11 protein-coding genes and 1 pseudogene are annotated in these 11,640 nt (G+C 70.6%); 9 read left to right on the top strand and 3 right to left on the bottom strand.

The genetic code is table 11. The features are described 5' to 3' along the window. A partial coding sequence (locus FB557_RS13875) for an HNH endonuclease signature motif containing protein (protein WP_144858202.1) occupies window positions 1–365 on the top strand: 365 nt, incomplete at its 5' end. Between the two features lie 148 nt (window positions 366–513). Next, a complete protein-coding gene (locus tag FB557_RS13870) occupies window positions 514–1,596 on the top strand; it encodes a glutathione S-transferase family protein (protein ID WP_144858201.1) in 1,083 nt (360 codons plus the stop codon). Between the two features lie 24 nt (window positions 1,597–1,620). Here FB557_RS13870 and FB557_RS13865 read toward each other — a convergent pair whose 3' ends face one another. Continuing rightward, on the bottom strand, window positions 1,621–3,162 hold the full coding sequence (locus FB557_RS13865) for a molybdopterin-dependent oxidoreductase (RefSeq protein ID WP_144858200.1): 1,542 nt from the start codon (window positions 3,160–3,162) through the stop codon (window positions 1,621–1,623). A gap of 50 nt (window positions 3,163–3,212) precedes the next feature. Between FB557_RS13865 and FB557_RS13860 the strand changes: the two genes are divergently transcribed. The 7 genes from FB557_RS13860 to FB557_RS13830 all read left to right on the top strand — a co-directional run bounded on the left by FB557_RS13860 (window position 3,213) and on the right by FB557_RS13830 (window position 9,815). Further along, a complete protein-coding gene (locus tag FB557_RS13860) occupies window positions 3,213–4,379 on the top strand; it encodes a glycerate kinase family protein (RefSeq protein WP_144858199.1) in 1,167 nt (388 codons plus the stop codon). A gap of 111 nt (window positions 4,380–4,490) precedes the next feature. Beyond that, a complete protein-coding gene (locus FB557_RS13855) occupies window positions 4,491–4,847 on the top strand; it encodes a HesB/IscA family protein (RefSeq protein WP_144858198.1) in 357 nt (118 codons plus the stop codon). 102 nt (window positions 4,848–4,949) lie between these two features. After that, a complete protein-coding gene (locus FB557_RS13850; RefSeq protein WP_144858197.1) occupies window positions 4,950–5,948 on the top strand; it encodes a carbohydrate kinase family protein in 999 nt (332 codons plus the stop codon). 12 nt (window positions 5,949–5,960) lie between these two features. Continuing rightward, window positions 5,961–6,698: a leucyl/phenylalanyl-tRNA--protein transferase gene (aat, locus tag FB557_RS13845; protein ID WP_144858196.1), complete on the top strand. Its 738-nt coding sequence runs from the start codon at window positions 5,961–5,963 to the stop codon at window positions 6,696–6,698. 56 nt (window positions 6,699–6,754) lie between these two features. Beyond that, complete coding sequence (gene ctaC / locus FB557_RS13840; protein WP_246074852.1) at window positions 6,755–7,648, top strand: aa3-type cytochrome oxidase subunit II; 894 nt, start codon at window positions 6,755–6,757, stop codon at window positions 7,646–7,648. Beyond that, entirely contained in the window at window positions 7,648–9,399 is a 1,752-nt protein-coding gene (gene ctaD, locus FB557_RS13835) for an aa3-type cytochrome oxidase subunit I (RefSeq protein ID WP_144858195.1), read from the top strand. The genes ctaC and ctaD overlap by 1 nt, the downstream gene beginning before the upstream one ends. Window positions 9,400–9,413: 14 nt before the next feature. Beyond that, window positions 9,414–9,815 (top strand): cytochrome c oxidase subunit 4, encoded by a 402-nt coding sequence (locus FB557_RS13830; RefSeq protein ID WP_144858194.1) that lies wholly within the window; start codon window positions 9,414–9,416, stop codon window positions 9,813–9,815. A gap of 126 nt (window positions 9,816–9,941) precedes the next feature. Here FB557_RS13830 and FB557_RS13825 read toward each other — a convergent pair whose 3' ends face one another. Both FB557_RS13825 and FB557_RS14835 read right to left on the bottom strand, forming a co-directional pair. Further along, entirely contained in the window at window positions 9,942–10,325 is a 384-nt protein-coding gene (locus FB557_RS13825) for a metallopeptidase family protein (protein WP_144858193.1), read from the bottom strand. Beyond that, window positions 10,322–11,418 (bottom strand): annotated as a pseudogene (locus FB557_RS14835) (multidrug effflux MFS transporter). The gene FB557_RS13825 and the pseudogene FB557_RS14835 overlap by 4 nt, the downstream one beginning before the upstream one ends. Between the last annotated feature and the right edge of the window lie 222 nt (window positions 11,419–11,640).

The raw sequence follows: 11,640 nt of genomic DNA, 5'->3' as shown, positions 1-11,640 counted from the left end.
TGGGTCGGGGCGTGCGCCTCTTCTCCGCGATGCAGGTCAAGACGTTGTGGCTGCGCGACGGCGGGTGCACCTATCCCGGTTGCACCACTCCGGCGCGATGGTGCGATGCGCACCACCTCATCCACTGGGCCGACGCTGGCCCGACCGACCTGAGCAACGCGGCCCTGCTCTGTCAGCGCCACCACACCCTGGTCCACGGGCGCCGCCTGGCCGGCGAGGTCTCGTCAGGGGCTGGATCCTCGGGTGGTGGGTCGTCGGGTGGTGGGTCGTCGGGTGGCGGGTCATCGGGAGGTACCCCGGTTATCTGGGATCTCTCGCCGGGTTCCTATGACCGAATGCTGATCCACCCGGCTCGCGCGGGGTAGGTCGGGCGCTGCTCGGGGGAGGGCCAGCGCTGACCGGGGGAGGCCGGGGAGGGCCAGCGCTGACCGGGGGAGGCCGGGGAGGGCCAGCGCTGATCGGGGGGGGGGCCGGGGAGGACAAGTCATTCACATCTCAACTATCGTGTCGTGGATGGGACAGGGCACGTACGTCGAGCAGGAGTACAACCGCGACATGGCCTACATCGCGGACCGGATCCTCGCCGAACCCGATCCGGCGAAGGCCCCCGGAGGCGAGACCGCGGTGGGCGAGCAGGAGTGGCCGGTCGAGCCAGGCCGCTATCACCTGGCGGTCGCCCGGGCCTGCCCCTGGGCGAACCGGGCGATCATCGTGCGCCGTCTCCTCGGCCTCGAGGGCGTCATCTCGATGGGCATCGCCGGGCCCACCCACGACGAGGACAGCTGGACCTTCGACCTCGACCCCGGCCAGGTCGACCCCGTGCTCGGGATTCCGCGCCTGAAGGACGCCTACGAGGCCCGCGTGCCGGGCTATCCGCGCGGCATCACCGTGCCCGCGATCGTCGACATCCCCACCGGCGCCGTCGTGACCAACGACTTCCCGCAGATCACCCAGGACCTCTCCACCCAGTGGCGTGCGCACCACCGTGCGGGCGCCCCCGACCTGTGGCCCGAGGAGCTGCGCGAGGAGATGGACGCGGTCAACCAGCGCGTCTTCGAGGACGTGAACAACGGGGTCTACCGGTGCGGCTTCGCCGGCACCCAGGAGTCATACGAGAAGGCCTACCACCGTCTCTTCGAGGCGCTGGACTGGCTCCAGGAGCGGCTCTCGACCCGCCGGTACCTCGTCGGGGAGCACATCACCGAGGCCGACGTGCGCCTCTTCACCACCCTCGCGCGGTTCGACGCCGCCTACCACGGCCACTTCAAGTGCAACCGCTCCAAGCTCAGCGAGATGCCGGTGCTCTGGGCCTACGCCCGGGACCTCTACCAGACCCCCGGCTTCGGTGACACCACCGACTTCGGTGACATCAAGAGCCATTACTACGAGGTGCACCGCGACATCAACCCGACCGGGGTCGTCCCGCTGGGCCCCGACCCGATGGTCTGGCTCGAGCCGCACGGCCGCGAGGAGCTGGGCGGATCCCCCTTCGGTGACGGCACCGCTCCCGGGCCGATCCCGGAGGGCGAGCGTGTCCCGGTGGCCAACAACCCCACCCTCGGCCTGGACGGTCTGGTCTCGGCCTCTCGGGCCTGAGCGTCCCCGACCAGCCCGGAGCGATCAGCTCTCGCTGACGGTGAACCGGTGCTCGTCCCAGCCGGTCGCCCCGTCGGGCGCGACTGCGCGCTGCTCGCCGGTCTGGACCTCGCCGTCCGCGCTCACCGCCCGCACGCGCACGGTGTGCTCGCCCGGCTCAAGGGTCGCTCGCGCCGACCACTGCACCCAGGTGTCTGCGGAGGGCGTCTCGCCGAGGCGAGCGGCCTGCCACGGCCCGGCGTCGATCGAGTACTCGACGGCCGAGACGCCGGTGTGCTGGTGCCAGGCGCAGCCGGCGATGCTCACCGCGCCGGCCTCGTCCCGAGTCACCGTCGCGCCGGCGCGCGGGAGGTCGACCCGGCTGGCCAGCCGGACCGGTGCCTGCTCCGACCACCCCCGCTTCGTCCAGTACGCGGTGACATCGGCGAACCGGGTCACCTCGATGTCGACGATCCACTTCGTCGCCGAGACGAAGCCGTAGAGCCCCGGGACCACCATCCGCACCGGGAAGCCGTGCTCCACCGGCAGCGGCTCGCCGTTCATCGCGACCGCGAGCAGCGCGTCCCGATCGTCCGTCACCGCTGACAGCGGGGTCGCGCAGGTCCACCCGTCGGCGCTGGTCTGGAGAATCGCGTCGGCCTCAGCAGCCACGCCAGCCTCGGCCAGCAGGTCGGCCACCCGAACCCCGCTCCACCACGCGGTGCCGACGAGGTCCCCACCGACCGGGTTCGACACGCAGCTCAGGGTGATCCAGGCCTCGGTGACCTGCCGCTCGAGCAGGTCGGCCAGGTCCAGCACGACCTCCCGCTCGACCATGCCGTGCACCCGCAGCTGCCACTGGTCCGGGTCGAGCGCCGGAGGAGTGAGCACCGTGTCGATCCGGTAGAAGTCGGCGTTCGGGGTCTGCCAGGGAGTCACCCCCTCAAGGGCAGCGACCTGCGCGGCCGCTGGCGGGGCCGGTCGGGTGGCGGGAAGGCGCAGCACCTCCCGGGCCCGCTCGACGAGCTCGCGCTGCCGGCCGACCACCCGGCTCGACACCCCGAGCACCGCGGCACCTGCCGCGACGAGCAGGACCCGCCGCGTGGCACCCGGTCCCTCCTCCGGCTCGAGGTCCCGGCGCCCCGTCCAGGCCCACGACAGGGCGTTCGCCCCCAGCCCGAGGAGCAGGCTCAACCCGGCTGCCGGGGAGGTGTCGGGGCGGGTGAGGACGGCGACGGCCCCGACCCCGGCGAGCACGACGAAGCCGGCAGCGCCGAGAAGCGGCGCCCGCTCGGCGACGTACCCCAGCCCGGCGTAGAGGGCGCTGAGCACCACCACCATGCCGACGACGAGTACCGGCTTGTCCCACGCCCCGAGCAGCTCGATCGACCCGCGGACCAGCCCTCCCGGCGACAGCTCGACGACCCAGGCACCCACAGCCTCGAGCGGGGTCACCTGCGAGCCGATCAGCCGGGCTGACAGCTCGGCGACCGCCAGACCCGCCCACCCCGCGACGAGTCCCCGGGCGGCCGGGCCACGAAGCCCGCGCGTGGCCGGGCCGCTGCGGAGCGTGGGCGCGGAGGTCATCTCGCCCAGCGTAGGGGCGCCGACCCACGACAATCGGTAGATTCGCCGACGTGCACGTGCTCATCGCCCCCGACTGCTTCACCGGCACCCTCACCGCCACCCAGGCCGCCGAGGCGATCGCGCAGGGCTGGCGCCGCAGCGCCCCCCACGACCTGCTCACCCTGCTTCCGCTGAGCGACGGCGGTCCCGGCTTCCTCGACGTCGTCGCCGCCGCGGTCCCGGGGGAGAGCATCGCGACGACGGTGACCGACCCGCTCGGCCGGCAGGTGCCCGCCGCCGTGCTCGTCACAGAGAGCGACGGGCGGCGCACCGCCTGGGTCGAGAGCGCTCAGGCGGTGGGCCTTCACCTGCTGGACGAGAGCGAGCGGGACCCCGCGGTCACCACCTCGGCCGGCCTCGGCCTGCTCCTGCGGGCCGCTCTGAGCGAAGGGGTGGACCGCCTGGTCGTCGGGTTGGGCGGCTCCGGGACGAACGACGCCGGCGCCGGGATGCTCGCCGCCCTCGCGGGGGTCGACAACCAGGTGCTGACCGGTGGGGGACTCGGCCTGGGCGCGACCGGTGCGGACGACTGTCTGGCAGCGATCGAGCGCGCCCGTGCGGCACTGGCCGGGGTCGAGCTCGTCGTCGCCACCGACGTCGACGTGCCGCTGCTCGGCCTCGACGGCGCGAGCGCCACCTTCGCCCCGCAGAAGGGCGCCTCGCCCGAGCTGGCCCAGCAGCTCGAGGCCTCGCTCGGGCACTACGCCTCCGTCGTGGCCACCGTCAGCCCCCCGCCGACCGACCTCATGACCGGCCGTCCCCGCCGACTCGACCGCGAGCCGGGGGCGGGTGCCGCCGGTGGCATCGGCTACGGGCTGCTCACCCTCGGCGGCCACCGGGTGAGCGGGGTCGAGACCACGCTCACCGCGGTAGGGGTCGACCAGCTGCTGGCTGCCGCCGACCTCGTCATCACCGGTGAGGGGTCGCTGGACTGGCAGAGCCGGGCCGGCAAGGTCGCCGCGGGAGTGTGCGAGGCCGCGGCCCGGCACGCCACCCCGGTCGTCATCATCGCCGGGCGGGTGCTCCTCGGCCGCCGCGAGGCGATGGCGATGGGCGCCAGCGGGGTCTACGCGGTCGCCGAACGCCTCGACGACGTCGACGCCTCGCTGCTCGACCCGGTCGGTTCCCTCGCCGACCGGGCGGCGCGGGTCGCCGCCACCTGGTCGCCGCAGCGATGAGCCGGCGCAGCGTTGACCCGAGCTGACGTCACCTACAGTGGTGGGTGGGAACAACACGACCCACCCGCGTCGTTACCCCCGCAGAACCACCGCGAACCCCAGGAGATCCTCATGACCGTCCAGGACGAGACCGGCCAGCAGACCCACGGCGTGCTCCTCACCGACGTCGCCGCCGACAAGGTCAAGTCGCTGCTCGAGCAGGAGGGCCGCGACGACCTGCGCCTGCGCGTCGGCGTGCAGCCCGGTGGCTGCTCCGGGCTGATCTACCAGCTCTACTTCGACGAGCGCAGCCTCGACGGTGACCTCGTGCGCGACTTCAACGGCGTCGAGGTCGTCGTCGACCGGATGAGCGGCCCGTACCTCGAGGGCGCGACGATCGACTTCGCCGACACCATCGAGAAGCAGGGCTTCACCATCGACAACCCCAACGCGGGCAGCTCCTGCGCCTGCGGCGACAGCTTCAGCTGAGGTAAAGCCGACGACAGTCGAAGGGGGTGTGCCGGGACGACCCGGCACACCCCCTTCGCCGTCTGCGGCCCATAGACGACCGGGCCGGATAAGGTTCGCGGCGTGCGCATCGCCATCGCCGGATCCATCGCCACCGACCACCTCATGACCTTCTCGGGCCGCTTCCGCGACTCGCTGGTCGTCGACCAGCTGGACAAGATCTCGCTGTCCTTCCTCGCGCACCGGCTGGAGATCCGCCGCGGCGGGGTTGCGGCCAACATCTGCTTCGGGATGGCCCGGCTGGGGCAGCGGCCCGTCCTGCTCGGGGCGGTGGGGGAGGACTTCGCCTCCTACCGCAGCTGGCTCGAGCGGCACGGGGTGGACTGCGAGTCCGTGCACGTCTCGCAGACTCAGCACACCGCGCGCTTCGTGTGCACCACAGACGACGACATGGCCCAGATCGCCACCTTCTACGCGGGCGCGATGAGCGAGGCCCGCGAGATCGAGCTCGCCCCGGTCGCCGCTCGGGTGGGCCGCCTGGACCTCGTCCTCGTCGGCCCGGACGACCCCGAGGCGATGCGCCGCCACACCGACGAGTGCCGCGAGCGCGGCATCCCCTTCGTCGCCGACCCCAGCCAGCAGCTCGCCTTCAGCGACGGAGCCTTCATCCGCACCCTCATCACCGGCGCGGAGTACCTCATCACCAACGAGTACGAGGCCTCGCTCACCGAGCAGAAGACCGGCTGGAGCCAGGCCGAGATCGACGCGCAGGTGCGCTACCGGGTGACCACGCTCGGCAAGGACGGGGCCCGGATCACCGGGGAGGGGATCGAGGAGCCGATCCACGTCCCCGTCGCGGGCGAGGTCCGCAAGGCCGACCCGACCGGCGTGGGTGACGCCTTCCGCGCCGGCTTCCTCACCGGCCTGTCCCTCGAGCTGCCACTGCGCCAGTGCGCCGAGATCGGCTCGATGCTCGCGACCTACGTCATCGAGACCGTCGGCACGCAGGAGTACGACGTCACCGTCCCGGCCTTCCTCGAGCGGCTGCGCGAGGCCTACGGCGACGAGAGCGCCGATCTCGTCGCGGCGGCGATGCTGCCCCAGGGCCACGACCCGTCCTGAGCGGGGCACTCGGTGCCTTCTCCCTACCCCCCGATCGACCCGGGGCCGTCCGCGTTCGACCTGGACTCGGTGGTCGACCAGCCCGGCGACGACCTTGTCGCGGTCGGGGCGGACCTCGCGCCGGCCACCCTCGTCGCGGCCTATCGCCGCGGCATCTTCCCCATGGGGATCGGCGAAGGGGGGACCGCGCCCCTGGGCTGGTGGCGCCCCGACACGCGTGGCGTCCTGCTGCCGGGAGGGCTGCACGTCTCGCGCTCGCTGCGTACCTCGCTGCGGCGCTACCGGGTGAGCGTCGACCGCGCCTTCGACGCCGTGGTCGCCGGGTGTGCCGACCCCGCCCGTCCCGGGTCCTGGATCACCCGCGAGATCGCGGCGGCCTACGCAGAGCTACACCGGCTGGGCTGGGCGCACTCGGTCGAGGTGTGGGCGGGGGAGCCGGGCGAAGGGGAGCTGGTCGGCGGCCTCTACGGCGTCTCCGTGGGCTCCCTCTTCGCCGGGGAGTCGATGTTCCACCGGGCCCGGGACGCCTCCAAGGTCGCCCTCGTCGCGCTCGACGCGCTCGTGCTCACCCCTTCGCGCCCGAACGCCGTGATCGACGTCCAGTGGCAGACCGCGCACCTGGCCTCTCTCGGGGTGACCGAGGTGAGCCGGCCGACCTACTCCCGCCTTGTCGCCGGTGCGGTCGACGACCCGCCGGTGGACTGGCGACGCGCCGTGGCCGACCAGGCCACCCAGCCACCATGGAGGTGAGCGGCTGGGGTACCTTGGGACCCGTACACGTCTCAACGGATCCAGGTGGGTGTCCCTTGCCTCGTACTGACCGCCACGTCGGCCGGACCCGACGCCGTCTCGGCGTCCTCGGGCTGGCGATCAGCATGGTCGCCCTCTCTGCGTGCAGCGCCGTCGGGATCGACACGAAGTTCTCCAACGGCTACCTCCCCGAGGGGGTCACCGAGGAGGCTCCGCTCGTCGAGAACCTGTGGATCGGCTCGTGGATCGCGGCGATGGCGGTCGGCGTCCTCGTCTGGGGCCTCACCCTGTGGTGCATCGTCGCCTACCGCCGGCGCAAGGACGACGACGGCAGCCTGCCCGTCCAGCTGCAGTACAACGTGCCGCTCGAGGTGCTCTACACCGTCGTCCCGATGCTCATGGTCGGCGCGCTCTTCTACTTCACCGAGGACGCGCAGAGCAAGCTGCACGACGTGAGCCAGGAGCCCGACACGACGATCAACGTCGTCGGCAAGCAGTGGACCTGGGACTTCAACTACGTCGACGCCGACGTGCACGACAGCGGCCAGATGGCCGAGCTCGCCTCCGGTGAAGAGGGAGCGGAGGAGACGTTGCCGACCCTCTACCTGCCGGTCGGCGAGCGGGTCGAGTTCGTCCTCACCTCCCGTGACGTCATCCACTCGTTCTGGGTCCCCGCCTTCCTCGAGAAGATGGACCTCGTCCCCGGCGTGGTGAACCGCCTCCAGGTGACCCCCAACAAGGAGGGCACCTACCAGGGCAAGTGTGCCGAGCTCTGCGGCGCGTACCACAGCCAGATGCTTTTCAACGTCAAGGTCGTCTCGCCGGCCGAGTTCGACGCCCACATGCAGGACCTCAAGGACCGTGGCCAGACGGGCCTGCTGCCCAACGACCTCAACCGTGAGGACATCGTGCCTCGCGACCAGGACCTGCTTCCCGAAGGAGATCAGTGATGTCGAGCGTCGGTGGAGCACTTCAGCGCACGGCTGACCAGCAGGAGCGCCGCGAGCTGCGCAAGGAGCGCGCGGGCACCCAGGTCTTCAAGTACCTCACGACGACCGATCACAAGGTGATCGGCAACCTCTACCTCATCACCAGCTTCGTCTGGTTCCTCCTCGGCGGGCTGATGGCACTGGTCATCCGCGCCGAGCTGTGGTCCCCAGGACTGGACGTCGTGGACAACCCCGACCAGTTCAACCAGATGTTCACCATGCACGGCACGGTGATGCTGCTGCTCTTCGCGACGCCCGCCTTCGCCGGCTTCGCCAACGCCCTCATGCCGCTGCAGATCGGGGCGCCGGACGTCTCCTTCCCGCGGCTGAACATGTTCGCCTTCTGGCTGTTCGCCTTCGGCGGGGTCATCGCCGGCACGGGCCTGCTCGTGCCCGGCGGTGCCGCATCGTTCGGCTGGACCGCGTACACGCCGCTGTCGAACCCGACCTACAGCCCAGGCCTCGGTGGAGACCTGTGGGTGTGGGGTCTGGCGCTCGGTGGTTTCGGCACCATCCTCGGTGCGGTCAACTTCATCACCACGATCATCACGATGCGTGCTCCCGGCATGACGATGTTCCGGATGCCGATCTTCACCTGGACGATCCTCGTCACCTCGGTGCTCATCCTCATGGCCTTCCCGGTTCTCGCGGCGGCGCTGATCGGCCTCGGCGTCGACCGACGCTTCGGCGGGCACATCTTCGACCCGGCCAGCGGCGGGGCGATCCTGTGGCAGCACCTCTTCTGGTTCTTCGGGCACCCCGAGGTCTACGTGCTCGCCCTGCCGTTCTTCGGCATGATCTCCGAGATCATCCCCGTCTTCTCGCGCAAGCCGATCTTCGGGTACAAGACGCTCGTCTTCGCCACCATCGCCATCGCGGCGCTCTCGGTGTCGGTCTGGGCGCACCACATGTACGTCACCGGCCAGATCTTCTTGCCGTTCTTCGCGATCATGACGATGCTCATCGCGGTCCCGACGGGCGTGAAGTTCTTCAACTGGATCGGCACGATGTGGGGCGGCAAGCTTGTCTTCGACACGCCGATGGTGTGGTCGATCGGGTTCCTCGTGACCTTCCTCTTCGGTGGGCTGACCGGGATCATCCTCGCCAGCCCCGCGATGGACTTCCAGGTCTCCGACACCTACTTCGTGGTCGCCCACTTCCACTACGTCCTCTTCGGGACGATCGTGTTCTCCTTCTTCGCCGGAACTTACTTCTGGTGGCCGAAGCTCACCGGGAGGATGCTCGACGAGCGGCTCGGCAAGATCCACTTCTGGCTGCTCTTCATCGGCTTCCACACGACCTTCCTCATCCAGCACTGGCTGGGCGTGCAGAACATGCCGCGTCGGTACGCCGATTACATGGTCGAGGACAACATCCAGCTGGCGAACCAGATCTCCACGGTCGGGTCGTTCATCCTCGCGCTGTCCTTCTTCCCCTTCTTCTACAACGTGTGGAAGACCCAGCGCAGCGCGCCGACTGTCACCGAGGACGACCCGTGGGGCTACGGCAACTCGCTGGAGTGGGCGACGTCGTGCCCGCCGCCGCGACACAACTTCGAGTCGATCCCCAAGATCCGCTCCGAGCGTCCGGCCTTCGACCTCAACCACCCGGCGTACGCTCCGTCATCGATCACCCCGAGCGACCAGCGTGAGCAGATCCTGCGCGAGCGGGCCGCCGGTCGCGTCACGACGAGCTCCGCTGACGAGCGCTGAGGGAAGGCCAGGACATGAAGCCTGAGATTCAGATGTTCAACATCATCGCCGGGTTCTTCCTCGTCGTCGGGGTCATCTACGGCGTCGTCACCGACTGGACCGAGTGGGTCGGCGTCATTGCGCTCATCCTCTGTGCGGGCCTGGGAGCGATGATCGGGTTCTACCTCTGGATGGTGGCCCGCAAGCTGCCGCTGCGCCCGGAGGACGACCTCGACGGCGAGATCGAGCAGCAGGCCGGGTACTACGGGGCCTTCACCCCGTACTCGTGGTGGCCGCTGTGGCTCGGTATCGCGTCGGCCCTGATCTTCCTCGGGACCGCCGTCGCCTGGTGGATCATCGCCTTCGGTGCCCTGTTCGGAGTCTTCGCGGTCGTCGGCTGGGTGTACGAGTCCTTCCACGGCGAGCACGCTCGCTGAGTCTCGGCGAGAGCCGAGCACACGCCGCTGAGTCTCGGCGTGGCGAGCCACGGCGCCCGGCACGGCGCGGGCCCGCGTCCGCTGTGAGGTTCTCGGGCGGCAGGCTGCCAGCGGCAGCCGGTCGCTTCATCCCCAGCCGAGGGCGTGCAGCCGCTCCTCCTCGATCCCGAAGTGGTGGGCGAGCTCGTGGACGATCGTCACCGCCACCTCGTCGCGAAGCTGGTCGAGGCTGTCGCACATCCGGGTCAGGGGGCCGCGGAAGAGGACGATCTGATCGGGCAGCGAGCCGGCCGACCACCAGGTGTCGCGCTCGGTGAGCGGGGTCCCGAGATACATGCCCAGCAGGCCGGCGTTCTCCTCGTCGGTCAGCGCCGGGTCCGCGTGGTCCGGGCCGGGCTCGTCCTCGACGAAGATCGCGACGTTGTCGGCCATCTTCATGAGCTCGTCGGGGACGGTCGCGATGCCGTCGGTCACGGCGGCGGCGAAGGTCTCGTCGTCGACGTCGATCATCCGGGGCTCCCGTCCGTGTGCACGTGCCACCGCCAGCATGCGATGCCGAGCACCAGCATGACCAGCGTGGTCACCGAGATCGTGATGAGCGACTCTCCAACGAGCGAGGCCAGCCCGCCCGCGACGGCCGAGTTCGCCAGCAGGGTCAGGAAGGTCCCGCCGCTCGCCGCCGCGCCCCGGGACCCAGGGAAGAGGTCGATCATCGCCAGCTGGTAGAGCGGGAAGTACAGCCCCGTGCCGAAGCCCAGGCCCACCGGGGCGATGACGAACCAGGGCAGCTCCCCGCTCGTCGCCGGGACCAGGACGAGCGCGAGACCGACGACCAGAGCGGCGAGGGCCACAGCCTGGCCGATGCCGACCCGGCGGGCGATCGTCGTGCTCATCGCCAGCCGGTTGGCGAGGAAGGAGCCGGTCGCCATCGCCGCGACCATCGGGACGAAGAGCAGCCCGAAGTCCTGCTCTCCCAGGCCGAGCCGGGGGAGAAGGATCGGGGTCGAGCTGATCCACAAGAACAACGCGCCGAACGAGAACGCCGACGCCGCGCTCACCCGGAGGAACGCCGGGTCACGCAGGATGGTCATGACGTCGCTGACGAGGGGTCCGGGTCGGAACGGACGACGCTCATGCTGTGGGAGGGACTCCGGAAGGGCGAGCGCGACGAGACCGCCACGACGAGGCCGTAGATGCTCAGCGCCCAGAAGATGCTCCGCCAGGTGCCCGTGAGCAGCAGCCAGCCGCCGAAGACCGGCGCCACCCCCGGACCGATGGCGAAGACCATCGCGATCGCGCTCATGAGTCGCTGAGCGGCCGGACCGTCGTAGAGGTCGCGGACCACGGCCCGGGAAACGATCGTCGCGGCGCCGGCGGTGAATCCCTGCAGGGCCCGTCCGGTCAGGACCAGAGGGAGGGTCGGTGCCAGGGCGCAGACCGCCGAGGCAAGGACGTAGCCGAGACTGCCGGCGATCATCACCGGCTTGCGTCCGAGCGCGTCGGAGAGCGGGCCGTGGAAGAGGCTCATCGAGGCGAAGGCGAGCATGTAGACCGAGACCACCTGCTGCATCGCGGCAGGGCTGGAGGAGAGGTCTTCGCCCATGCGTGCGAAGGCGGGGAAGGCCGTGTCGATGGAGAAGGGCCCGAACATCCCGAGGACGGCGAGGATGACGACCAGCCGGAAGGGCGCCTTGTCCTCGCCCGTGGAGCGGGCGGCTGGGGCGGGGGCCGTGTTCATGGCGCGAGTCCCTCCCTTCGCGAGTCAACGGGACGGGCCCCGGAGGATCTCCTCCGGGGCCCGTACGCGTAGGCGGGGGAGCGGCTG

It is taken from the genome of Marihabitans asiaticum, assembly GCF_007828725.1.
Classification (GTDB): domain Bacteria; phylum Actinomycetota; class Actinomycetes; order Actinomycetales; family Dermatophilaceae; genus Marihabitans; species Marihabitans asiaticum.
Note: the sequence above shows the minus strand (reverse complement) of the source record. Positions and strands in the feature narration are given on the sequence as shown.

Excerpts from the sequence above, each read along its gene's own strand:
- FB557_RS13870 (WP_144858201.1), top strand. The coding sequence starts at position 514 with ATGGGACAGGGCACGTACGTCGAGCAGGAGTACAACCGCGACATGGCC.
- FB557_RS13865 (WP_144858200.1), bottom strand. The coding sequence starts at position 3,162 with ATGACCTCCGCGCCCACGCTCCGCAGCGGCCCGGCCACGCGCGGGCTT.
- FB557_RS13855 (WP_144858198.1), top strand. The coding sequence starts at position 4,491 with ATGACCGTCCAGGACGAGACCGGCCAGCAGACCCACGGCGTGCTCCTC.
- ctaD (WP_144858195.1), top strand. The coding sequence starts at position 7,648 with ATGTCGAGCGTCGGTGGAGCACTTCAGCGCACGGCTGACCAGCAGGAG.
- FB557_RS13830 (WP_144858194.1), top strand. The coding sequence starts at position 9,414 with ATGAAGCCTGAGATTCAGATGTTCAACATCATCGCCGGGTTCTTCCTC.
- FB557_RS13825 (WP_144858193.1), bottom strand. The coding sequence starts at position 10,325 with ATGATCGACGTCGACGACGAGACCTTCGCCGCCGCCGTGACCGACGGC.